General features: G+C 66.5%; 22 protein-coding genes. 13 read left to right on the top strand and 9 right to left on the bottom strand.

Going from position 1 to position 21,453, the window contains the following annotated elements; genetic code table 11:
* Positions 1–129 precede the first annotated feature (129 nt).
* The 4 genes from pstS to KQ310_RS13310 all read left to right on the top strand — a co-directional run bounded on the left by pstS (position 130) and on the right by KQ310_RS13310 (position 3,973).
* Entirely contained in the window at positions 130–1,146 is a 1,017-nt protein-coding gene (gene pstS / locus KQ310_RS13325; RefSeq protein WP_259722209.1) for a phosphate ABC transporter substrate-binding protein PstS, read from the top strand.
* 141 nt (positions 1,147–1,287) lie between these two features.
* Positions 1,288–1,932 carry a Crp/Fnr family transcriptional regulator gene (locus tag KQ310_RS13320; protein ID WP_259722208.1) on the top strand — a complete coding sequence of 215 codons (645 nt, stop codon included), beginning with the start codon at positions 1,288–1,290 and terminating at the stop codon, positions 1,930–1,932.
* 95 nt (positions 1,933–2,027) lie between these two features.
* Positions 2,028–2,732, top strand: a complete 705-nt coding sequence (locus KQ310_RS13315) for a response regulator transcription factor (protein ID WP_259722237.1) — start codon at positions 2,028–2,030, stop codon at positions 2,730–2,732.
* An 89-nt stretch (positions 2,733–2,821) separates the two neighbouring features.
* Positions 2,822–3,973 (top strand): HAMP domain-containing sensor histidine kinase, encoded by a 1,152-nt coding sequence (locus KQ310_RS13310; protein WP_311134743.1) that lies wholly within the window; start codon positions 2,822–2,824, stop codon positions 3,971–3,973.
* A 41-nt stretch (positions 3,974–4,014) separates the two neighbouring features.
* Here KQ310_RS13310 and KQ310_RS13305 read toward each other — a convergent pair whose 3' ends face one another.
* The gene (locus tag KQ310_RS13305; RefSeq protein ID WP_259722241.1) at positions 4,015–4,173 is read right to left on the bottom strand and encodes a hypothetical protein; all 159 of its coding nucleotides are present in this window, start codon (positions 4,171–4,173) and stop codon (positions 4,015–4,017) included.
* A gap of 54 nt (positions 4,174–4,227) precedes the next feature.
* Between KQ310_RS13305 and KQ310_RS13300 the strand changes: the two genes are divergently transcribed.
* A complete protein-coding gene (locus KQ310_RS13300) occupies positions 4,228–4,920 on the top strand; it encodes a Coq4 family protein (protein WP_259722206.1) in 693 nt (230 codons plus the stop codon).
* 27 nt (positions 4,921–4,947) lie between these two features.
* On the opposite strand, the gene KQ310_RS13295 is transcribed toward KQ310_RS13300, so the two are convergent.
* Positions 4,948–5,298 carry an STAS domain-containing protein gene (locus tag KQ310_RS13295; RefSeq protein ID WP_311134742.1) on the bottom strand — a complete coding sequence of 117 codons (351 nt, stop codon included), beginning with the start codon at positions 5,296–5,298 and terminating at the stop codon, positions 4,948–4,950.
* Between the two features lie 164 nt (positions 5,299–5,462).
* Between KQ310_RS13295 and cysK the strand changes: the two genes are divergently transcribed.
* The 4 genes from cysK (at position 5,463) to KQ310_RS13275 (ending at position 10,935) form a co-directional block, all read left to right on the top strand.
* Positions 5,463–6,440 carry a cysteine synthase A gene (gene cysK / locus KQ310_RS13290; RefSeq protein WP_259722205.1) on the top strand — a complete coding sequence of 326 codons (978 nt, stop codon included), beginning with the start codon at positions 5,463–5,465 and terminating at the stop codon, positions 6,438–6,440.
* Positions 6,441–6,896: 456 nt separating this feature from the next.
* On the top strand, positions 6,897–7,382 hold the full coding sequence (locus KQ310_RS13285; RefSeq protein WP_259722204.1) for a CAAD domain-containing protein: 486 nt from the start codon (positions 6,897–6,899) through the stop codon (positions 7,380–7,382).
* Between the two features lie 153 nt (positions 7,383–7,535).
* Positions 7,536–7,934 carry a hypothetical protein gene (locus KQ310_RS13280; RefSeq protein ID WP_259722203.1) on the top strand — a complete coding sequence of 133 codons (399 nt, stop codon included), beginning with the start codon at positions 7,536–7,538 and terminating at the stop codon, positions 7,932–7,934.
* Positions 7,935–8,100: 166 nt separating this feature from the next.
* Positions 8,101–10,935 carry a cation-transporting P-type ATPase gene (locus tag KQ310_RS13275; protein ID WP_259722202.1) on the top strand — a complete coding sequence of 945 codons (2,835 nt, stop codon included), beginning with the start codon at positions 8,101–8,103 and terminating at the stop codon, positions 10,933–10,935.
* A 30-nt stretch (positions 10,936–10,965) separates the two neighbouring features.
* Here KQ310_RS13275 and gorA read toward each other — a convergent pair whose 3' ends face one another.
* The 3 genes from gorA to KQ310_RS13260 form a co-directional block, all read right to left on the bottom strand.
* On the bottom strand, positions 10,966–12,372 hold the full coding sequence (gorA, locus tag KQ310_RS13270; protein WP_259722236.1) for a glutathione-disulfide reductase: 1,407 nt from the start codon (positions 12,370–12,372) through the stop codon (positions 10,966–10,968).
* A gap of 100 nt (positions 12,373–12,472) precedes the next feature.
* Entirely contained in the window at positions 12,473–13,150 is a 678-nt protein-coding gene (locus tag KQ310_RS13265; RefSeq protein ID WP_259722201.1) for a pentapeptide repeat-containing protein, read from the bottom strand.
* Positions 13,151–13,167: 17 nt separating this feature from the next.
* A complete protein-coding gene (locus tag KQ310_RS13260) occupies positions 13,168–13,473 on the bottom strand; it encodes a helix-turn-helix transcriptional regulator (protein WP_259722200.1) in 306 nt (101 codons plus the stop codon).
* Between the two features lie 312 nt (positions 13,474–13,785).
* On the opposite strand from KQ310_RS13260, the gene acsF reads away from it, so the two are divergent.
* On the top strand, positions 13,786–14,847 hold the full coding sequence (acsF, locus tag KQ310_RS13255; protein WP_259722199.1) for a magnesium-protoporphyrin IX monomethyl ester (oxidative) cyclase: 1,062 nt from the start codon (positions 13,786–13,788) through the stop codon (positions 14,845–14,847).
* 70 nt (positions 14,848–14,917) lie between these two features.
* Here the strand turns inward: acsF and KQ310_RS13250 are convergent, their stop codons facing one another.
* From KQ310_RS13250 to KQ310_RS13235, 4 genes are all read right to left on the bottom strand, one after another.
* Complete coding sequence (locus KQ310_RS13250) at positions 14,918–15,856, bottom strand: phycobilisome rod-core linker polypeptide (protein WP_259722198.1); 939 nt, start codon at positions 15,854–15,856, stop codon at positions 14,918–14,920.
* A 292-nt stretch (positions 15,857–16,148) separates the two neighbouring features.
* Complete coding sequence (locus tag KQ310_RS13245; protein ID WP_259722235.1) at positions 16,149–16,952, bottom strand: acyl-CoA desaturase; 804 nt, start codon at positions 16,950–16,952, stop codon at positions 16,149–16,151.
* A 224-nt stretch (positions 16,953–17,176) separates the two neighbouring features.
* Positions 17,177–18,043 carry an ion channel gene (locus KQ310_RS13240; RefSeq protein WP_259722197.1) on the bottom strand — a complete coding sequence of 289 codons (867 nt, stop codon included), beginning with the start codon at positions 18,041–18,043 and terminating at the stop codon, positions 17,177–17,179.
* 71 nt (positions 18,044–18,114) lie between these two features.
* Positions 18,115–18,366, bottom strand: a complete 252-nt coding sequence (locus KQ310_RS13235) for a hypothetical protein (protein WP_259722196.1) — start codon at positions 18,364–18,366, stop codon at positions 18,115–18,117.
* A 138-nt stretch (positions 18,367–18,504) separates the two neighbouring features.
* Here KQ310_RS13235 and KQ310_RS13230 point away from each other — a divergent pair, with 138 nt between their 5' ends.
* The 3 genes from KQ310_RS13230 to hemN all read left to right on the top strand — a co-directional run bounded on the left by KQ310_RS13230 (position 18,505) and on the right by hemN (position 21,430).
* Positions 18,505–19,170, top strand: a complete 666-nt coding sequence (locus KQ310_RS13230; RefSeq protein WP_259722195.1) for a Fe2+-dependent dioxygenase — start codon at positions 18,505–18,507, stop codon at positions 19,168–19,170.
* A gap of 98 nt (positions 19,171–19,268) precedes the next feature.
* Positions 19,269–19,958 carry a biliverdin-producing heme oxygenase gene (locus tag KQ310_RS13225; protein WP_259722194.1) on the top strand — a complete coding sequence of 230 codons (690 nt, stop codon included), beginning with the start codon at positions 19,269–19,271 and terminating at the stop codon, positions 19,956–19,958.
* 122 nt (positions 19,959–20,080) lie between these two features.
* Positions 20,081–21,430, top strand: coding sequence for an oxygen-independent coproporphyrinogen III oxidase (hemN, locus tag KQ310_RS13220; protein WP_259722193.1), 1,350 nt, complete (start codon positions 20,081–20,083; stop codon positions 21,428–21,430).
* Positions 21,431–21,453: the final 23 nt, after the last annotated feature.

The raw sequence follows: 21,453 nt of genomic DNA, 5'->3' as shown, positions 1-21,453 counted from the left end.
TTTTCTACATCCTTGGATCCGGCGCCATGGGAGCTTCCATGGTCCCGGGTCCATGGGGTTTCCGCCCTGAATGGTCGCTCCTGGGCAGCCTGTCTACGATCCAATTCTTACCACCTCTCCTGGTTGTCCATGGCTCTTCGCAACTTCCTCCTTCGCCCTCGCGCCATTGCGGCGGCGGCGACCCTCACGGCCATCGGTCTGACCGGCTGCGGCGGCGGAGGCAGCTCCACCATCAGTGGCGCAGGGGCGACGTTTCCTGCGGCGGCCTATCAACGCTGGAGCAGTGACTATGCGGCAGCAACCGGCAATCAGGTGAATTACCAGTCGGTGGGGTCAGGCGCTGGCGTGCGTCAGTTTGCCGCCGGTACGGTGGACTTTGGCGCCAGTGATGAGCAACTCAGCGATGAAGATTTCAAGGCAGGCTTAGCGGGACAGCGGGGTGCTGTGCAGATCCCGATGTTGGGCGGCACGGTGACGCCGGCTTACAACAATGCCGATTGTCCCGATCTGAAACTCACCCAGGCCCAACTCGCCGATATCTTTCTAGGCAAGATCAAAGACTGGAAGGACCTGGGATGTCCGTCCAAGCCGATCACGGTGGCCCATCGATCCGATGGCTCCGGCACCACCTATGCCTTCACCAATTCCCTGGCCTGTTTCTCGCCTGAGTGGAACAAGAGTGTGGGCAAGGGCAAGAGTGTGAATTGGCCCGTGGGCATTGGTGCCAAGGGCAACGAAGGAGTGGCGGGCCTGCTGTCGAACACCCCGGGTTCGATCGGCTATGTGAACCTTGCCTATGTGAAGGACCCGCTGCGTCCGGTGGCGCTGCAGAACAAAGACGGCAAGTTTGTGACCGCCACCGTCGCCAGTGGTGCCGCGGCGCTCAACAGTGTCGTCCTCAACGACAAGCTTGGTGGAGAAGACTGCAACCCCGCCGGGGCTGAGAGCTTCCCGATCGTGGCCTTCACCTGGATCCTGGCCTACGAGACTGGCTATGGCGACAAGAAGGCCGAGGCGGTGCGCAATTTCCTCGACTGGTCGCTGGGGGAGGCGCCGCAGAAGCAGGCGGCTGAGCTTGGCTATGTGCCGCTCACCGGTGAGGTGCTGACCAGGGCTCGCGCTGAAGTGGCCAAGATCCGCAGCTGAATGCTCCGGAGCGTCTGGCTGACCTGAAAGCTCTGGCTGGACGCTCTTAGGCTCGACTTAATCAAGGCACTACCTCATCTTGGTGCTGTGAGCGTGTCGTCCTCCATACAGTCGCGTGCAAACCGCCGTCTGGCACTCCCCATGGTGTTCACCCCTTCCCCGGAAGCAGGCCGCAGCGATGGCTTCCGGGCTGTGCTGGAGGAGTGCTATCAGAAACGCAGCCTGGTTCATCTCGCTGCCGGCAGCAGTGTGCCGCTGCTGCGTCACACCATCTGGCTCGTGGTGCGGGGCATGGTCAAACTCGGCGCGGTGTCGATTCACGGCGATGAGTTGTTGCTCGGTCTGGCCGGTCCGAATGAACCCTTCGGAGAGCCACTCACCGATGTGCAGGCCTTCCAGGCGATCACGCTGACGGACACGGATCTGCTCTGCTTCACCTGCCAGGACATCCAGAACGATCCGCAGTTGGCCACGGCCATGTTGCGGGCCGTGGCTGCTCGTCAGCGCCAGAGTGAATCCATGCTCGCCCTGCTGGGTCTGCGTCGGATCGAGGAGCGGCTGCGCGGCTTTCTTGAGCTGCTGGCTGAGCAGTATGGCCAGCCCTGTCCCCAGGGGCTGCGCCTCAACCTGCGCCTCACCCACCAGGATCTCGCCAGTGCCCTCAGCACCACCCGGGTCACGGTGACGCGCATCCTCGGTGTGCTGCGGGACGAAGGCTGGCTGCAGATCGACGAGGAGCGTCGTCTGGTGATCGGCTTCACCCCCTCCCGAAAGAGCCGTCCATGACAGCCACTCTGGCTGGGGTATTGCCAGGTGAGATCGAGCCGATCACTCTGCTGAACCAGGAGGCGATCACGGACACCATCACGGACAATGGAGGCATGCCTGCCTCTGTTCTTGTCGTCGAGGATGACGACACCATCCGCGAGACTGTCTGCGAGGCTCTGGCGCTGGAGGGTTACGCCGTGACGGGGTGCAGCAATGGCCGCAAGGCCCTTGATCTGCTCCATGGCCACGCGACGCAGCAGGGGAGTGATGGATTTGCCCTGGTGGTGCTGGACCTGATGCTGCCGGGCCTCGGCGGCCTCGATCTCTGCCGCAAGCTGCGCCAGGTGCAGAACCAGACCCCGATCCTGGTGGTGAGTGCGCGCGATTCGGAAACCGATCGGGTGCTCGGCCTGGAGGTGGGAGCCGACGACTACCTCGTCAAACCGTTTGGCATGCGCGAGCTGGTGGCCCGCTGCCGCGCCCTGCTGCGCCGCAGCACCCTGCAGCAACGGGAGGAGCGCCAGGTGCTGCAGCACGCCAATCTCTGCCTCTATCCGGAGGAATGCCGGGTTCTACGCGATGGGCTGGAGGTGAATCTCTCCCGCCGCGAATTTCGGTTGCTGGAGCTGTTCATGCAGCATCCACGCCGGGTCTGGAGCCGCGACAAACTGCTGGAGCGTCTCTGGGGATTCGATTATTTCGGTGATCCCAAGACCGTGGATGTCCACATCCGCTGGCTGCGCGAGAAGATCGAAGACGACCCGTCGGCGCCGCAGCATGTCCAGACGGTGCGTGGCTTCGGTTATCGCTTCGGCTGAGGGGTGCTGGGGCCGCTTGCGGCCGTGAGATGAAAGGTGTGGTGGGATTGGGGCTTGGAGTGGCGGCGGGTCTGCTCGCTGGCTTGTGGTTGGCGCGTTGGTCTCGGCGGCGGGGGCTGGGGCGACGGCGCGCCTTACCGCCGCAACACCCAGGCCGCCGCCAGTTGCTGCGTTGGATCGAGGCGGCACCCCTGGGCTGGATGCTGCTGGATGGGGATGGTGTGATCCGTACCATCAATCCGCGGGCGGTGCGCTTGCTGCAGTTGCCCCAGGGTGGTCTGCACCGGGGTGAGCCGCTCCAGGCTCTCTGCCGTGCTCCGCAGCTGCGCAGCGCCATCGACAGCGCCCGCAGCCAGCAGCGGCTTCAGCGGCTGGAATGGCAGCACGGTGAGGAGGATCTCGAAGTGCATGCCCTCCCCGGCGACGATGGCTGGGTGGCGGTGCTGCTGCAGACGCGCCGCTCCCTCGAGGCTCAGCTGGAGCAGCAGGAGCGCTGGGTCAGCGATGTGGCCCATGAGCTCAAGACCCCCCTCACGGCCCTTCTCCTGGTGGGGGACAGCCTCGCTTCCCAGGTGAACAGTCGCCATGCGGTGCTGGTGGAACGGCTGCAGCGGGAGCTGCTGCGCTTGCAGCAGTTGGTGGGAGATCTGCTGGAGCTGTCGCGGCTGGAAAATGCCCTGCCTGGAGATCCGGGTCGCAGTGATCCGGTCGATCTGGGTTCCCTGGTGGAGAAGGTGTGGGCAGGTCTGCGCCCCCTGGCTGAACAGCGGCGGATCGAGCTGGTCCTGCTCCGGGCGCCGCAACAGCAGCCGGGACCGGAAGCGGACGATCCGCCGCCGACGGTGGTGTGGGGCGATGGGTCGCGGTTGCATCGGGCCCTGCTCAACCTGCTCGATAACGCCATCCGCTATGCGCCTGACGGCACTGCCGTGCAGGTGGACCTGCTCAGCAGCGGCGGCTGGACGCTGCTGAGCGTTCGTGATCATGGCCCCGGCCTCAGCGAGCAGGATCTGACCCACCTGTTCGAGCGCTTCTATCGCGGCGATCCTTCCCGGGTGCGCAGCAAGCGGACCGGCAGTGGCCTGGGCCTGTCGATCGTGCAGCAGATCGCCGTGACCCAGGGCGGACGGGTGCAGGCCCGCAACCACCCCGAGGGGGGTGCCGTTCTGGAGTTGTGGTTGCCGGCGCGGGGCACCCGCCAGCTGGATCGTCCGTTCAGCGCCTGGCCATCAGGCCGTTAAGAGACCATCAGGCTGCAAAGACAATCGGGCTGCCGAGGGCATCAGTGGGCTCCAGCCAGGTCTTCGCCCCGTCCACCGGCCTCTGCCGCCATGTCGATGCTGACCCGGGCCAGGTGCTCGTGCACATCGACGCCCTGGCGGACATCGATGCTGCTCACGAAGAACAGCTGACCCCGCACGGTGTAGGCCCATGGCTGCAACCTATCAGCGTTGCCAGAGGAGGGGCGATGCTGGAGGAAGGCGCGCTTCCAGAGATGTCTCGATTCGGCGAACTGCTCAGGGCTGCCAACAACCTCAAATTGCTTGCGGCGATCGGCCGCAGTGGTGGCGATCTGGGTTCGGTGGCGGATCTGGTCGACAACATGCTCGACACGCCGCAGATGGAAGCCTGCATCGGCCGCTTTCGCGGCCTGCCTGGCGGCGCCGAGATGATGGATGGCCGTTACCCGCCCCTGCAGCCGGACCTGGATCAGCTGATCCAGCTGCCAGAGGGAAGCCTCGGCCGGAGCTACGCCCAGTTGATCCGCCAGCTCAACTACGACCCTGAATTCTTCCGCCCCAGGTCGATCGAGTCGCAGGCCCTCTGGTTGACCCAGCGGATCGCTACCACCCATGACATTCACCATGTGGTGAGCGGATTCGGCACAGCTCCCGAAGGGGAAAGTGGGGTGTTGACGATCACCGCCTGTCAGATCGGCTTTCCCGCCTACGTGCTGCTCACCACGGCCGGACAACTGGCGACCTTCCGCTTCCAGACCGAGCGCCTGCCGCGACTGAGCGCAGCTGTGGCGCACGGCATGGCGATGGCTCGGCAGGCCAGCTGCCTGGCCGTGGCCCGCTGGGAGCAGGGCTGGCACAGCTCAGTGGCCGATTGGCGGGAGGAGCTGGGGATCCTCGAACCCGCCGATGGCGAGGCCCATGGACTGAACCCTGCAGAACCCGGCTGAGCCAAGCCCTGCAGAACCAGACGGGGCTCAGACCAGGCTTGCACCCGCCCGCTCAGGCGCCTCATGGCGACTGATCTCGAGGTGATCAGCCGGCAGCTTGGCGTAGAGACCCAGGCTCTCAAGGCGCTTGCGGGTGGTGCCGTTGGCCCCCACCACCACGTACACCTGCCGGCCTTTCTCCAGGGCTTCCGCCGCCGCGTTCTCGACCGCAAGGGCCGCGGTGACCCCCAGATGGGACACATCGGTGAGGTCGAACATGATCGCCTGGCAGCTGCCGATGGCGTTGTGCTCCTCCGGTTGAACACTGCCGGCGGCGAGAACGCCGGCGCAGCGGGAGGCGACATGGAGTTGATGACAAGGGAAATGGTCCGAAGGCACTCCGCATGCACAGCGTCTGACGCTTGCCCGATACAGGCCGCCGTAGTGTCGGGAACCTTAGGGATCGGGCTCCGGTTGGTTCGCCTGATCGCATCGGTCTTTCGACCTGATCAAGGCATCTGAAATGGGGCTGCCTAGGGTGCCAGCGGATTTGGAACCGGCGGATGAGCCCGATCTATACCGACAACAGCCTCAGCATCGGCAACACCCCGATGGTGCAGCTCAACCGGGTCACGGCCGGTTGCGGGGCGAGGGTTCTCGCCAAGATTGAGGGGCGTAATCCCGCCTATTCGGTGAAGTGCCGCATCGGTGCGGCCATGATCTGGCAGGCCGAACAGGCCGGTCTGCTGGGTCAGGGCAAGGAGCTGATCGAACCCACCAGCGGCAACACCGGCATCGCCCTGGCTTTTGTGGCGGCCTCGCGTGGCATTCCCCTGACCCTCACCATGCCGGACACGATGAGCCTGGAGCGGCGCAAGCTGCTCACGGCCTATGGCGCCAAGTTGATGCTCACCGAGGGGCGGCTCGGCATGGGCGGGGCGATCGGTGCTGCCAAGGAGCTGGCCGAAACTGATCCGGATCGCTATGTGCTGCTGCAGCAGTTCAGCAATCCCGCCAATCCCCAGATTCACCACGACACCACCGGCCCCGAAATCTGGAACGACGCCGCTGGCCAGGTGGACGTTCTGGTGGCGGGGGTCGGCACCGGCGGCACGATCAGCGGCGTGAGCCGTTACATCAAGACAACCCTGGGCCAGCCCTTGGTCTCGGTGGCGGTGGAGCCGGTCAACAGTCCGGTGATCAGCCAGACCAAGGCCAACCTGCCGTTGCAGCCTGGATCCCACAAGATCCAGGGCATCGGGGCCGGTTTCCTTCCTGACAACCTGGATCTGGATCTGGTCGATCGCGTCGAAACGGTGAGCGACGACGATGCGATCGATATGGCGCGCCGTCTGATGAGCGAGGAAGGCATCCTGGCCGGCATTTCCTGCGGAGCGGCCACCGTTGCAGCCTTGCGGCTGGCGCGGGAGGAGGCGTTCGCCGGCAAGACGATCGTGGTGGTGCTTCCCGATTCCGGTGAGCGCTATCTCAGTTCGGCCCTGTTTGAAGGTGTGTTCAACGAGCGGGGCCTGGCGGTCTGACCTGGTCCCGTGTTGTCACCGATGAAGGGTGCACAGAGGCCCTGTATAAGAGGAGCATCCGTCGCAGCCGAAGGTCCGATGCCGGAGAACGAGTCCCCAGCTGGTGGTCCCGCCGAAGCGCAACTGGTTGAAGCCCAGCCCGCTGAAGCGCAGCCAGCCGCGTTTGAGCCGACTGCCGAGGCGGTCGAGCCAGCGCAGCCAGCTCCCCCTGAGCCCGAGATGTTGCAGCCATCAGTGGAGGCGCCAGGGGCTGCGGCTGAGCCGGTGCCTTCGGCTGAGCCGATGCCGGAGCCTGTCGCTGAGCTGGAGTCTGGTTCTGAGCCGAAGTCTCCGCCTATCGAGAATCCTGTTGCGGCGTCCGAACCAGTTGCCGCCACGGAATCCACCGTGACGTCGGAACCGGTCATCGCGTCAGCGCCCGAAGCTGCCAGAGCTGGCGACATCCACTTTGATGTCATGCCTGCGAAGGTTGTCTCGGTGGCGAGCCCCCCCGCAGCCCCCGTCCTGGAGGATCTCCGCGACAAACCCGTGCTGCAGGCCCTGAACCCTTTGATCCCGGTGGCCGAGCCTGCGCCCCTGGCCCCGCGCCCACCGCAGCCTGCCAGGGCAGCGGCCGAGACCTCTGCAGCAGAGGCCCTGCGGTTGCCGCTTCAGTTTCTCAATCAGCTGCTGCGCAAGCTCGGAGCAACCCAGCTGAAGTCCTTCGCGGATCTGCTGCCGGTGGCGCGGCTGCTGCTGCTGGCCGTGGCGGCAGGTGTGGCGCTCAAACTCACGGGCGCCACCTTGCAGGCGATCGACGAGTTGCCTTTGATCGGTGGCCTGCTGGAGCTGGTCGGTCTGGTGGCGTTGCTCAATTTTCTGGCCCGCAACGCCCTGCGTCAGCAGAAGCGCGCCGAGCTGCTCAGCCGCATCCACCAGATCCGCAAGGATCTGCTGGGTTAGGCCGGGTCGTGGGAGTCAGTCAGGAAGGGATGTCAGTCAGGACCGGCTTGAGTCGGTCACGGCTTCAGTAACGGCACGGCATCGGTTGGTTCGCTGGCCCGGCTGCTGCTCCTACCCTCCCAGCAATCCGATTGTTCCGTCTGCAGCCCAGGCATGAGCCATCTGCGCGAGATCATGCAGCGCCTCAACGCAAAGGCGCCCTCTCCAGCCACGCCGCCGGCCCAACTGGAGGGGCATCTGCGCGCCTATGAACGGCAACTGCAGGATTGCAGCGATTCGATGCTGCATTACGAGTGGGTCTGGTTGGAGGAGCATCTGCAGGGTCTCGATCTCTGTGCCAGCAAGCCAGAGATGCGCGCGGCGGCCGGCGGTGCCGCTCATGTGGCCGTGCTGCGCCAGGAGAGTGAACGCTTCATCAGCCTGCTGCACGCTGAGATGGAGCGTCGCGAGCTTCAGCCGGCTCGACATCGGGCCGCCGTGGTTCCCACCGAGCACGCCTGGGAACTCACCAATCCAGCGATCCGCCAGGCCTGGGGCATCGACGTCTCCTGAGCGTCTTCTTCTGCTGCGAGAGCGCTGTCCGTGATCGCTATCCGAGACAGCTTCCGCAACCGTTCGACAACGGTTCGGAGAATGAGCGGCCCGAACGCCCTGCCCGAAACCACTGACGCCGTGAGTCTGGCGATCCACTCTTGGATCACCCTCCCGCTCAGGCTTCGTGCTGCTCTCCGCCGCCCAGCCGATCTGGTCGCTCCCGCAGAACGAGGTGTGCGACGCGCTGCAGACCACCCCGACGGGGCTGAGCAGCGCTGAGGCCCTGCGGCGGCTGGAGCGTTTCGGGCCCAACAGCCTGCCTGCCCTGCATCGCCGCTCCCTCTGGCTGCGGTTCGTGGATCAGCTGGTGCATTTCATGGCCCTGTTGCTCTGGATCGCCGGAGGCCTGGCCTTTGTTGCGGGGACCCCGGCCCTCGGCTGGGCGATCTGGGCCGTGGTGCTGATCAACGGAGCGTTTTCCTTCTGGCAGGAATTCCAGGCTGAACGCACCCTGGCCGCCCTGACCCGTGCCCTGCCCCGCCAGGTGCAGGTGTGGCGCGATGGTCAGCTGCAGACCTGCCAGGCCGATCAGCTCGTTCCGGGCGATCGGGTCGCCCTGGAGGAAGGGGATCAGGTGCCGGCGGATGGGCGCCTGCTCGAATCGATCCGGCTCTACCTGGATGTGTCGGTTCTGACCGGCGAATCCCTGCCGGTGGCCCGTCAGGCCGAAACGCTGCCGCCGGAGCGCAGTGACCATCCGATCCCCACGCGCGAGCGCTCCAATCTGGTGCTGGCCGGCACCACCGTGACCGCCGGCCGTGGCATCGCCGTGGTCTATGCCACCGGCGCCGAGACCGAGTTTGGACAGGTGGCCCACCTCACGGCCAGCACCGAACGCAGCCCCAGCACTCTCGAACGGCAGGTGGCCCGCATCGTTCGGGTGATCACCACGATCGCAGTCTCGATGGGGCTGATCGTGTTCGGTCTCAGCCTGGTGTTTGTCGGTATGGGGCCGTTGGAGGGTCTGGTGTTCGCCGTGGGGATCCTGGTGGCGAATGTGCCGGAGGGACTGCTCCCCAGCGTCACCCTCGCCCTGGCCCTGAACGTGCGCCGCATGGCCCAGCGCAACGCGTTGGTGCGGCGTCTGTCGGCGATCGAAACGCTCGGCTCGGTGAGCGTGATCTGCAGCGACAAGACCGGCACCCTCACCTGCAATCGCATGGCGGTGCAGGACACCTGGCTGCCCGACCCGGATCCGCTGCTGCACAACTGGCTTCTGGTCTGGTCGTGCCTGTGTTCCAACGCCCATCTCGAGCTGGCCCCGGCCCGACATGTGGTGGGCGATCCCACCGAGGCGGCCCTGCTGGTGGCGGCCGATGCGGCCGGACTGAACCCCGAGCAGTTGCCCCAGCGCCATCCCCGCCGCCAGGAGATTCCGTTTGATTCGCACCGCCGTCGCATGAGCGTGGTGGTCGAGGCGGGCCCGGGCTGGCAGTCCAGTGGAGAGGGCTGGGGCTGGCTGGAGTCTCAGGCTCTGGTCATCACCAAGGGGGCGCCGCTGGAAGTGCTGGACCACTGCGTGTCGGGCATGGCCGCGGCGGGTCCGACCCCCTTGCTGGAGCCTGATCGGCGCCGCATCCGTGAGGCCAATGACCTGCTGGCGAGCCAGGGTTACCGGGTGATCGCCGTGGCGATACGGCTGCTGCCGGAAGGCGTCGAGTCCGGCACGGAGGCCAGTGAGGCGCTGGAGCAGCAGCAGGTGTTCGTGGGGTTGCTGGGGTTGTACGACCCCCCACGGCCGGAGGTTCCCGAGGCCATCCGGCGCTGCCGCGAGGCCGGCATCAAGGTCACCATGGTGACGGGCGACTACGGCGTGACCGCCCAGGCCATCGCCCAGCAGATCGGCCTGCTCGAGCCCAGTGCCGTCAGTCAGGCGGATCCGGTGCGGGTGATCGAGGGTGACGCGCTGGCCCGGATCAGTGATGTGCAGCTGCGCCAGCTGCTCAAATACCGCACCCGTCTGGTGTTTGCCCGGATGGCTCCGGAGCAGAAGCTACGGCTGGTGCAGGCCTATCGCGCCCTCGGCGAGGTGGTGGCCGTGACCGGCGATGGTGTCAACGATGCCCCGGCCCTGCGGGCCGCCGATGTGGGCCTGGCGATGGGATGCAATGGCACCGATGTCGCCCGGGAAGCGGCGGACATCGTGCTGCTGGACGACAACTTCGCCACGATCATCGAGGCGATCCGCTACGGGCGGGCCGTGGTGAGCAACATCGGCAAGTTTCTCACCTACATCCTTGCCTCCAACGTGCCGGAGATCCTGCCGTTCCTGGCGATGGTGGCGCTGCGCATCCCCGCGGCCCTCACGGTGCTGCAGATCCTGGCGGTGGATCTGGGCACCGATCTGCTGCCGGCCCTGGGTCTGGGGGCGGAGCCACCGGAAGCCGGTGGCATGCGCCGACCACCCCGGAAGCGGGATACGCCGTTGCTGAGCCGAGCCCTGTTGCTGCGGGCCTACCTGTTTCTCGGCTTGATCGAAGCCTTGCTGGCCATGGGGGGCTATCTGCTGGTGTGGCAAGGGGCGGGCTTTGATCTGGCGGCGCTGCGGCAGCTGGCGCCGGCCCTGTTGCATCACAGCGCCCCGGCCGACCTGCTCTGGTTGCAGCGGCAGGCCTCCGCCGTGACCTTCTGCCTGATCGTGTTCTCCCAGGTGGGCGTGTTGCTGGCCTGCCGCAGAGAACGGAGCAGCGGCTGGTCGCTGCCGGCCTGGCGGGACAATCCCCTGCTCTGGATTGGGGTGATGGCAGAGCTGGCCCTCACCGCCGCCTTGATCCTGACGCCGCCCCTGGCGGAGTTGTTCGCCATGGCCCCCTTCCCTGCCGCCTGGCTGCCCTGGATGCTGGTCGCGCCGGTGACCATCCTGCTGGCGGATGATCTGCGTAAAGGCCTGCTGCGCTATCAAGATTCGGGCCAACAGTTTCGGCCCTGGGAGATGTTGAAGGCTCTGGGGCAGCGTTAAACCGAACGGTCTCAATCAGAACGCTCGGAGTCAGCTGGCCATGGTCACGAATTCTTCGGACACGCTGGGGTGCAGGGCCATGGTGCGGTCGAAGTCCGCCTTGGTGGCTCCCATGCCGATCGCAATGGCGGCCATCTGGATGATCTCGGCGGCGTGCTCACCCACCATCTGAACCCCCAGGACCTTGTCGGTGGCCGCCTCCACCACCAGCTTGAGCAGCACCCGCGGGCCGCGAGCGGGCAGGGCCTGGGCCATGGGGCGGAACCGGGCCCGATGCACCCGCAGGCCCTCAGGGCCGCAGCGGGCGATCGCCTCCTCTTCGCTCAGGCCCACCGTGGCCAGTTCCGGCTGACTGAACACGGCACTGGCAACCAGGTCGTGGTTCACCTGCCTGGGCTTGCCGCCATACACCGAGTCGGCGAAGGCGCGCCCCTCATCCACCGCCACCGGGGTGAGGTTGATCACGTCGGTGGCATCTCCCACTGCGTAGATATGGGGCACGTTGGTGGTCTGGTTTCTGTCCACTGGAATGCGCCGGCCGTTGTCTGTGGCCACGCCGGCCGCATCCAGGTGGAGAGGCTCGAGATAGGGATGGCGGCCGGTGGCCAGCAACACCCCACCACAGGCCATTTGTTCACCGCTCTGGGTGGTCACCACCAGGGCCCCCGGCTCTCCTGCGATCTGGGCAGGGCTGTGGGCGAAGCGGATGTCGATGCCGCCCGCCTCCATGCCCTCCTGCACGGCGTGGGCGGCCTCCAGATCAAAGCCGCGCAGCAGGTGATCACCGCGCACCAGTTGGGTCACCTGGACGCCCAGCCCATTGAGGATGCAGGCGAATTCGCAGGCGATGAAGCCCGCACCCACGATCACGACCCGCTCCGGCAACCATTCGAGCAGGAACAGGTCGTCGCTCACCCAGCAGTGCTCGGCCCCCTGGATCAACGGGCGGGTGGGGCGGCCCCCCACGGCGATCAGGATCCGTTCACCGCGCAGGATCCGGGGCGGGCTGCCGGGGGCCGACTCCGCTTCCATGGTCTGCTCATGGAATGTGGCTGGTGTTGCCGTCACCGCCACGCCGTGGGCATCGAGGAAGTGGCCCCAGCCGCGCACCAGCTCCACCCCCGCCTTCTCGAGCAGGCCGATGTGCAACTGGTTGAGCCGATCCACTTCGGCGCGCACGTTGGCGAGCAGGGTGCCGGCGTCGTGGCGCACCTCTCCCGTCGACCAGCCGTAGCTGGCCGCATCGGCCAGCAGGTGCCGGTAGGCGGAGCCGTAGACCAGCAGTTTCTTGGGCACGCAGCCGCGGATCACGCAGGTGCCGCCCACCCGATCCCCTTCCACGATCGCCACGCGGGCGCCGTAGGACGCGGCCCGTTTGGCGGCGGCCAGGCCGCCGGAGCCGGCACCGAGCACGATCAGATCGAAGTGGTCGCTCATGGCAGGGGAGCTCTCGATGCCCATCGCTGCGGCTCAAGCTATGTCAATCGGGTGAGCTCACTCCGGCGAGGTCTACTGAGGTGAGGGGATCAGGGGGCGCTCAGTCGGGCAGCAGGGTGCCTCTGAGGACGGCCTTGTCGAGGCGTGCGCTGGCCATGGATGTGTCGCGCAGGTCGCAGCCGCTCAGATCGGCTTCGCTCAGATCGGCGCCTGAGAGGTTGGCGCCGTAGAGGCAGGCGCTGCGCAGGTCGGCGCCGTGCAGCTGGGCGCCCTGCAGCTGGGCATAGCTGAGATCGGCGCCCCGCAGATCGGCGCGGCCCAGATCGGTGAGCTGGTCGAGGCCGCTGCGGAAATCCGCCTCCACAAGGCGCGTGTCGCGCCAGTGGCTGGCGGCCGCCACCACCCCCCGCAGGCAGCAGCGGTGCATCAGGGCCCCGGAGAAGTCGGCGTTCTGGAGCCGGGCACCGGAGAGATCCGCATCGTGCCAGAAGGACCCCGCGGCCTGTAGTCCGGAGAGATCCGCTCCCCACAGCAGGGCCCCCTGGAAACGGCAGCGGGCCACCTTGGCCCGTTGCCAGCGGCTGCGGCCGAAGCGGGCTTCCTGGAAGGTGCCGCCGCTGAGGTCACAGTCGCTGAGGTCGAGATCGACACCATCGAGATCGCTGAGCTGCAGGCCCGGGAACTGCCGATCTCCAGCGGCGAGGGCCTGGCGCAGGCTCTCGAGATCGGTGGGCAGACCTGGCGAGGCAGGTAAGTCTGCAGAGGAGGGAGACGACACAGCAGCTCGGCAGCCCGTCAGAGAATGGCCGCGAGGGCGTCGAGCTGCTGGCGCTTCGCCGTGAGCATCAACTTCTCGGCGCGGGCCAGCAACTTGAACACGCTTTTATCGATCACCTCGTAGAAGACCAGGCTGCCCTCCGGCCGTCGCCGCACCACGCCGGCGATCGTGAGCAGCTTGAGGTGCTTGGACACCAGGGCCTGGCTGTGGCCTGTCTTCTCCACCACGGCCGTCACATTGAGAGGTCCGGCGCGCAGGGCGTCGAGCACGGAGAGCCGGTTGGGTTCGGAGAAGACCTTGAAGTATTCGGCGAGGGCGTCCATCGCGGAGGGGGCCGCAACAGGCGGCGATGGCTGGGCCCGAAGCTTAGCGCGGATCTCCATCATCTGCTCAACGCGCTCTGCTGTTGCCATGAAACTGGGAAGACGTAGCATCATGATGCTGTTGTTTTAATTCGTCCCAGCCCAGCCCAGCCCGTCCTGTCCTTCCCGTCTCTCTCTCGCCCCGTCTCGCCCTCGTCTCGTCTCCCCTTCTCCCCTTTCGCCCGGCTGATCCCCCTGGCTGCGCGCCTGAGTTGGCGCCTCTGTTTCTTCCGATCTGCTCCTGCCGAACCCTGACCCGCTCCTGCTAAACAGATGACCACCACTGCCCCTGCCATCCCCCCGGCTCCCCATCTGCGTGAAGACCTGCTGACACCGCGCTTCTACACCACGGAAATCGACAAGGCGGCCCGCACCGATCTCACCATCCAGAGCGCCGGCTTCGAGGCCATGCTCGGCGAGATGGAGGCCGACTACAACCGCGAGCACTTTGATCGCAAGGCCCCGCTGAACCGGCTGGGCCACCTTTCAGCAGCGGAGAAGGAGGCCTATGAGAGCTATCTGGTGCGCTCCTGCGTATCGGAGTTTTCCGGCTTTCTGCTGTTCAAGGAGCTCTCCCGCCGATTGCAGAAGGCCGGCCGTCCTGAGCTCAGCCGCCTGTTCAGCCTGATGGCCCGCGACGAGGCGCGCCACGCCGGCTTCCTCAACCGTGCTCTTGTGGCCGAAGACATCGAGATCGATCTGCCCAGCCTCAGCACCAAGCGGCCGATCACCTGGTTTCCGCTCAGCTGGGTGCTGTATTCGGTCTATCTCTCGGAAAAAATCGGCTACTGGCGTTACATCCTCATCGACCGCCATCTCAAGGCCCATCCTGACCATGCCTTCGCGCCGTTGTTCGATTTTTTCGAGCCCTGGTGTCAGGACGAGAACCGTCACGGCGACATCTTCAACCTCTTGATCCGTTGCTGGCCTGGCCTGCGCCAGGGGCTTCAAGGGCGGCTGCTGAGTCGATTCTTCCTCTGGTCGGTTTTTCTTACCCACAGCCTCACGGTGTGTGAGCGGGGTGATTTCTACCGGCTGTTGGGCATGGATCCGGCCGCCTTCGATGCCGAGGTGATGCGAAAGACCAATCGCACCGCCCGGCGGGCCTTTCCGGTGGTCTTCGATCTTAAGGGCAGCGCCTACCTGTCACTGCGCGATCAACTGGTCTCCACCTATCGCGAGCTGCGCCGTGATCAGTCGGCTGGCGTCCTGCGTCGCCTCGGCCTGCGGCTGCGCTTCGCCGGCCTTCTCTGGCGCCAGTTCTGGCAGCCGATGGAACGCAGCGATGCCGGCCTGAACCGCCCCGTCGCCTCCGGGGTGCCCGCTGTGGCCTGAGTTGAGGGGGCTCCCGCCATCGGGGAGCCCGTGCTGCTCAGGTGTCGCTTGTGACCCTGAGCAGCGGCCCTCAGCTCACCACCACATCCACGACCCGGCCGCCGAGGCGATTGACCCGTCGCAGGGCCTCGTTCATGCGGCTGAAGGGAATCCGCAGCACGTAGGCACCACTGCGTACATAGGAATTGTCGGCGATGCCGGTGGCGGTGATCGTCACCACCCGACCGGAGGCGTCGCTGCTGCGGCTGCCTGCATCCACCCGCAGGGCTTCGCGGCGATGGCTCTGGGTGGGGGTGCTGCGGAACTCGCCGGACTGGAACGACTCGCCCAGATCGTGGGTTGTGCTCACCAGGGCCTGGAACGGTCCATCGGTGGACACAATCACCACCCGGGCTGCCGAACCCTGAATGGGCAGGGCCCGATCCTGATGGAGGGCTTTTCCAAGCCGGAACTGGTTGCCGGAGGCGTCGCCCTTGGCTGAGGCGGCGGCGCCACGGGCCAGTTGCATCAGCCAGGAGAACTGGCGGCCCTCATGGCCCTTGGAATAATCCCAGCCGTGCAGATAGGGAACGGTATCCTGACCAAAGCGTTCCTGATATTCGACGCTATCGATGTAGGAATCAATCTCTGCCTCGTAACCCTGCTCCTGCAGGATCGTGAAGTGATGCAGCATCTCCGCCTTGTTCTGGGGAGCCCGGCCCAGCAGATGCTTGTGGTTGAGCTCAATGAAGCGGTAGGGATTGCTGTTCTCGAAGAAGCGGCTGCGGTAGAGGCCGCTCTTGGCGACGGCCCGCACCAGCTCACGGACGTTGAGGTAATCGTTGCGGAACAGGGATTCCACGGCGCTCAGCCGTTCGCTGGCCATCACGTATTGATAGCCGAGAACCTGCCGATAGACCGCCCGGATGATGGTGCTTCGGTCTTCGGAGGAGGCGTGCGACCAGCTTTCCTTGTCGCGATCATTGGCGAAGCGATCAATGCCCAGCTGGGGCGCTCTGACCAGGGTCATGCGAGGTATGGCAAAAGGGCTAGGGGAGGGCACACGACAACAGTCATGGCCGGCGCGATGCTAGGTGTAACCGGCTGAGGGAATCATGCGGAAGTGTTGTTGTATGGATTCTCTACGGGTCCGCTATTCAAATGATGCGTTTCCTTGCGATATGTGTAGCCATGTGGTAAATTTCTCTTGGCATTCGCCAGTGTCAGCAGCGACCTCAGTGCCTGTGACTGCTTTCGCGTCACTGAGCTCTTGTCGCTTTTCACTGAGCGCTCATCCCTGAGCTGTCGCCCTTGATGCCGCGTCAGGCCCGCAGGCGGCTGGCTGGCTGGGTGTCCAGTCGGATCAGATCGGCTGTGCCACCGCTCTGGCGGCGGCGGGCCCGCAGGGCCTGGTCAGAGGGGAGACGCAGCTGGCTGGCCAGGCCGAGCTGCTTCAGCAGCAGGATGAAGCGATAGGTGGGATCGGGCAGCACAACCGGTTCGCCATGGCGCAGGCCCAGGCCCTGGCGGGCTGAGGAGGGGAAGGCATGGTGCAGGTTGTGCCAACCCTCACCCAGGGTGATCAGGGCGACCCAGCGGTTGTTGCGGCTGGCATCGCCGCTCTCGAACGGCTGCTCCCCCCAGAGGTGGGCCGCGGAGTTCACCGTCGCCACCCCGTGGAACAGGACCGTGGTGCTGAGGCAGAAGGCCGCCAGCCAGGGCAGGCCGCCCAGGGCGTAGGAGAGGCCCGCCAGGGCCAGCACCGGCAGCATGTGCAAGCGGTCGATCGCCCGCAGCACCGGATCGGCTTCCACATCCGCAGGCAGCTGTTCCGGGAAGAAGCTGCTGCTCAGCAGCCAGCCCGCCTGGGAACGCCAGAGGCCATGCCACCAGCCCGGCGCCGGCTGCAGTGGGCTGTGTGGGTCGCCGGGGGTGTCCACATGGCGATGGTGCTGCTGGTGATGGGCCTTCCACCAGCTCGGTCCCATCTGTCCGGAGGAGGCCGCCACCAGGGAGCCAAGCCACCAGATCGGCCGCGGTGCCCGGTAACTGCCGTGGGTGATCAGCCGGTGGTAGATCGCCGTGGTGGCCAGCATCCGTGCCAGATAGAGCCCAACGGCCCACAGCGCTGCTCCCAGCTCCAGACCCGTGCTCAGCAGCAGCAGGCAGCCCAGATGGTTGAGGATGATCAGAACGGGGCCACATCCGTAGGCCAGCCGGCGGCGAAGAGGGATCAGAAATCAGCTCATAGCTAGAGTGATCCTAGGCAGCTGACAGGGCTCTACTGAGCCGATGACGCCGGGAATCCCTCATGGAGACTGTCTGGACTGGCAGGTTTCGGGTCTGGAGGTCAGCTCCTGTCAGCCAGTTGCTCCACGGGGTCTGGCATCGGGCAGGCACGCGTCTGGTTGAACCGGGAGAAGTCGATCACCGCGCGGGGACCGTCGGTTTCCACCATGTCCACGAAGCAGCGCCCGTAGGCGATGCAGTCCACCGGATAGCTGGCGTGGGCGTGGATCGGACGCTCCAGGATCCCGTCGGTGCCGCTGAAGGACACCACCACTTCGGCATGGCCCACCGCCAGCTGGTCGGGACCCAGTCCCCACAGGGGGCTGTCGCGGTTGATCGGATGCATCGCCGTCCAGGCCAGGGTGAAGGCGATGCCGTCCTCCCGGCTGAGGCGCAGGGGATGCAGTCGGCGCATCCGGTGGCCTTCGCTGCTGCGCTCGTCGATGCTGAGGTAGGCCTTCAGGTTGGCTCCCAGAATGGTGTTGCGGCGCTCATTGGCCACCCGGAAGGTGAGGGTGGGAACGCCGTTGTAGGGATGCACCGCCGCCAGTCTGGAAAAACGGATCCGGGCCGAGCTGCGGGAAAAGCGGGCAAAGGCCAGGCCGGTGGTGAGGGCGATGAAGATCAGCCCCGTCAGCGCCTCGGCGGTCACGATCAGGTGGGCGGCGAGGCTGCTGGGGTGGAGCACGCCGTAGCCGATCGAGCCCAGGGTCTGGACGCTGAAGAAGAAGGCGTCCGCGAAACTGGCCGCGCCTCCGCCTGAAACCCCGCCGATGCCGGCCGGATCCAGCCGGTACAGCGCGGCGAAGAGCAGGTTGATCAGCAGGTACAGCGTCGTGATCAGCCCCAGGAACAGGGGCCACGACACGGACAGCATCAGCAGGTAGGGCTCTCGCCAGTGGCGGAACCCGCTCTGTGCCTCGGTCATTGTCAACAGGCCCCTCAGGCGTCTGGCCTGCTCCCGTTGCTCGGGTGGTCGGCGCTGTGGCCGCCGCTGGCTCACTCCTCCCCGCCCTCGCCGCCCTCGCCGCCTTCATCTGAACCGTGCATCTCCTGATCCTTGGGCTTGCCCTGCATCGCCCCCTCGCCCTTCGGTTCTTTCTGCATCATCGGTGCCGTCTTCGGAGCCGGCGCGCTCATGTCGGACGACTCTTCACCGCCACTGTCGGAGTCAGGTGCCTTGCCGCAGCCCACGGCTCCGGCCATCAGGCCAGCGGTGGCAAGAAACAGAGCGATGCTGGGGCGGGCCATGGAGGTGGTGCGGCTGGCCACCATTCTTGAGGCCTGCGCGCCCAGTGGTGGCTGCTTTGTTCAGCAGGCCGTTATCAAAAGCACGGTGCGGCGTGATCCAACGGCAAAGCATGGTGGGACCCACGATTTCCTCCGTTCATGCGCTTCGTTGTCGAGCCCCTGTTCAGCCCCGAGGCGACCAGCGCCCTGGCTGAGGCGCTGCGGGCGGACGACGCTCCCTGGCGGCCCGGTGCCGAGACCGCCGGTTGGCACGCCCGCGGGGTGAAACGCAACCGGCAGCTGGAGCGGAGCTCCGACCTGCATCACCAGCTGGAGGCTCAGGTGCGGGAGGCCCTGCTGGCCCATCCGCTGGTGCGTTCGGCGGCCCTGCCGCTGCAGGTCCACGGGGTGCTGTTCAGCCTCACCGGCCCGGGCGAGGGTTATGGGCGCCATGTCGATAACGCCTTCATGGCCGGTGGTCGCTCCGACCTGTCCTTCACGGTGGCCCTCACCGATCCAGCGACCTACGAGGGTGGTGATCTGGTGCTGGAGTCGCCTGATCGGGAGGAGCGCGTGCGTCTCGGCTCAGGCCAGGCGATCGTGTATCCCAGCACCCTGCTGCATCGGGTCGAGCCGGTCACCGCCGGTGAGCGTCTGGTGGCGGTGGGCTGGATCCAGAGCCGCATCCGCAGCAGCGAACAGCGGGAACTGCTGTTCGAGCTGGATGCGGCGCGGCGGGCTCTGTTTCAACAGCAGGGCAAGGGGGAGATCTTCGATCTGCTCTGCCGCAGCTACACCAACCTGCTGCGGATGTGGGGCGAGTGAGGCCGGAGCCCCCGGAAGCCATGTAACAGTCTTTCTGCATAACAACAGTAGCGCTATACAGTTTGACTGTTGCTTTGCCGCTTCCGGCGTGTCCGCCCATGACTGCTGCCATCCCCGGGTCCATCTCGGACCATGCCCGGCCTGCTGATGCCGTGATGCGCAACGGCTTCGGGCCACGCGTCCGGCGGTTGCATGGCCGCATCGGCGCCGCGCACCACAAAGCGGAAGGCATGGCCTTCTCCCGCTCGCTGCTGGCCGGAGAAGCCAGTCCGCTGCAGCTGGCCGCCCTGCTGCGGGCCCTGGCACCCGCCTACGCCCTGATCGAGCGGCGGGGACCGGCCCTGGCTGAGGCTTTCGGAGCCACACTGCCCTGGGCTGATCTGGCTCGCAGCGCCGCTCTCGGCCATGACCTGGCCCAGCTGGAGGCCGCGGCCGTTCCCGCCACGCCACCGTCTGTCGCCGCCAGCGCCTGGCTTGAGCAGCTTTCAACTCTCGCCGAGACCGCACCTCACCGCTTCCTCGCCCATGTGTATGTGCGCTACGGCGGCGATCTCTCCGGCGGGCAGCAGCTCAGTGAGCAGGCCAACGCCATCCTGCGCCGCCACGGCCTGCCCGCCGTGGAGTTCTGGCAATTTGACCGGCCGCTGAGTGAGCTCAAGCAGGGTCTCCACGATGGCTTCGAGCAGCTGCGGCTCAGCGAGTCCCAGGAGCAGGAGCTGCTGCAGGAAGCGGAGGACGCCTTCCTCGCCACCCAGCGCCTGCTGGCCGAACTGGGCGAGCTGGCCTGAGCGGAGCGCCGCCGTCCAGCCGTTTGCCATCCACTCTCGCCGCGCCCTTCGCCCCCCTAGCCCCCGATCTGATGACCGTCGCGCCGTCCCGTTCCGTTTCTGCCGCCACGCCCGGGGCCGTCATGCCCTCGGTTTCCACACCGATCGCGCTGCTGCTCAAGTACGACAAGCCGGTGCCGCGTTACACCAGCTACCCCACCGCCGCCGCCTTCTCGGAGGCGGTGGGCGCCGCCGATCTGGCGGCCCAGCTGGCCAGGCCCGCCGCTGAGCCCCTGTCGCTGTACGTCCATGTGCCCTTCTGCCGCCATGCCTGCTGGTATTGCGGTTGCAACCGGGTCACCACCCAGGCCGGCTCCCGGGTGGTGGCCCCCTACCTGCAGGCGCTGGAGCGGGAGCTGCAGCTGATCGGGGCCGCCGCGGGCCAGCGGCGGCGGGTGGAGCAGCTGCACTGGGGCGGCGGCACCCCCAACTACCTCACGCCGGCGGAACAGGGGCAGCTGTGGGAGCTGCTGGATCAGCACTTCGATCTCGCCACCGATCTGGAGGCCTCGATCGAGGTGAATCCCGAGTTCCTCAGCCGTGACGAGCTGCTCGGCCTGCGCCGGCTCGGCTTCAATCGCATCAGCTTCGGCATCCAGGATGCCGATCCTGAGGTGCAGAAGGCGGTCAATCGGGTGGTGCCCGTCGAGCAGCTCCGCCGGGCGATGGCCTGGATGCGGGAGGCGTCGTTCGAGAGCGTCAACGTGGATCTGATCTGCGGCCTGCCGCTGCAGACACCGGAGCGCTTCCGCACCACCCTGGAGCTGGTGCGGGAGCTGCGGCCCGATCGGATCTCCCTGTTCTCCTTCGCCTATCTGCCGCAGCAACTGCCCCTGCAGCGCAAGATCGCGGCCGAGGACCTGCCCAGCCAGCACCAGCGGCTGGCCATGCTCGAGGCCGCCAGCCAGTTGCTGGCCGCCGCCGGCTACGACGCCATCGGCATGGATCACTACGCCCTGGCGGGCGACAGCCTGGCGGTCGCGGCCCGCGAGGGCCGGCTGCACCGCAACTTCCAGGGCTACACCACCGGTGGTGAGCTCGATCTGCTGGGGGTGGGCCCCACGGCGATCAGCCAGTTCCCCCATCTGTTCAGCCAGAATCTCCGCGATCTGCGCGCTTACTACGCCGCGCTCGAGGCCGGTCGTCTACCGGTGGAACGGGGGCTGGTGGTGCGCGATCCGGCGGTGCTGGAACGGCGCCGGCTGATTCAGGAGGTGATGTGCCGCTTCCGGGTTGCGGTGCCCGTGGAGGGTTTTGGGCAGGAGTGGCACGACCTTCAGGCCCTGGCCGCGGATGGCCTGGTGCGGCTGCAGCGCCAGGGCGATCAGGGCCTGGTGGAGGTCACGCCCCAGGGCCGCTGGCTGATCCGCTCGATCGCCGCGGTGTTCGATCCGGAGCAGCGCCGGCGGGCCAGCGGTTCCCGGCTGGTCTGACACCCGCGCGGCGGTCCGCCGTC

This window comes from Synechococcus sp. CS-1328, assembly GCF_025128095.1.
Taxonomy (GTDB): domain Bacteria; phylum Cyanobacteriota; class Cyanobacteriia; order PCC-6307; family Cyanobiaceae; genus CBW1002.
This window is presented reverse-complemented; position numbering and strand designations above follow the sequence as displayed.

Bases quoted from the DNA above. Each gene is read 5' to 3' on its own strand.
- pstS (WP_259722209.1), top strand. From the start codon at position 130: ATGGCTCTTCGCAACTTCCTCCTTCGCCCTCGCGCCATTGCGGCGGCG.
- KQ310_RS13320 (WP_259722208.1), top strand. From the start codon at position 1,288: ATGGTGTTCACCCCTTCCCCGGAAGCAGGCCGCAGCGATGGCTTCCGG.
- KQ310_RS13315 (WP_259722237.1), top strand. From the start codon at position 2,028: ATGCCTGCCTCTGTTCTTGTCGTCGAGGATGACGACACCATCCGCGAG.
- KQ310_RS13300 (WP_259722206.1), top strand. From the start codon at position 4,228: ATGTCTCGATTCGGCGAACTGCTCAGGGCTGCCAACAACCTCAAATTG.
- cysK (WP_259722205.1), top strand. From the start codon at position 5,463: ATGAGCCCGATCTATACCGACAACAGCCTCAGCATCGGCAACACCCCG.
- KQ310_RS13285 (WP_259722204.1), top strand. From the start codon at position 6,897: ATGCCTGCGAAGGTTGTCTCGGTGGCGAGCCCCCCCGCAGCCCCCGTC.
- KQ310_RS13280 (WP_259722203.1), top strand. From the start codon at position 7,536: ATGAGCCATCTGCGCGAGATCATGCAGCGCCTCAACGCAAAGGCGCCC.
- gorA (WP_259722236.1), bottom strand. From the start codon at position 12,372: ATGAGCGACCACTTCGATCTGATCGTGCTCGGTGCCGGCTCCGGCGGC.
- KQ310_RS13260 (WP_259722200.1), bottom strand. From the start codon at position 13,473: ATGGACGCCCTCGCCGAATACTTCAAGGTCTTCTCCGAACCCAACCGG.
- acsF (WP_259722199.1), top strand. From the start codon at position 13,786: ATGACCACCACTGCCCCTGCCATCCCCCCGGCTCCCCATCTGCGTGAA.
- KQ310_RS13250 (WP_259722198.1), bottom strand. From the start codon at position 15,856: ATGACCCTGGTCAGAGCGCCCCAGCTGGGCATTGATCGCTTCGCCAAT.
- KQ310_RS13240 (WP_259722197.1), bottom strand. From the start codon at position 18,043: ATGACCGAGGCACAGAGCGGGTTCCGCCACTGGCGAGAGCCCTACCTG.
- KQ310_RS13235 (WP_259722196.1), bottom strand. From the start codon at position 18,366: ATGGCCCGCCCCAGCATCGCTCTGTTTCTTGCCACCGCTGGCCTGATG.
- KQ310_RS13230 (WP_259722195.1), top strand. From the start codon at position 18,505: ATGCGCTTCGTTGTCGAGCCCCTGTTCAGCCCCGAGGCGACCAGCGCC.
- KQ310_RS13225 (WP_259722194.1), top strand. From the start codon at position 19,269: ATGACTGCTGCCATCCCCGGGTCCATCTCGGACCATGCCCGGCCTGCT.
- hemN (WP_259722193.1), top strand. From the start codon at position 20,081: ATGCCCTCGGTTTCCACACCGATCGCGCTGCTGCTCAAGTACGACAAG.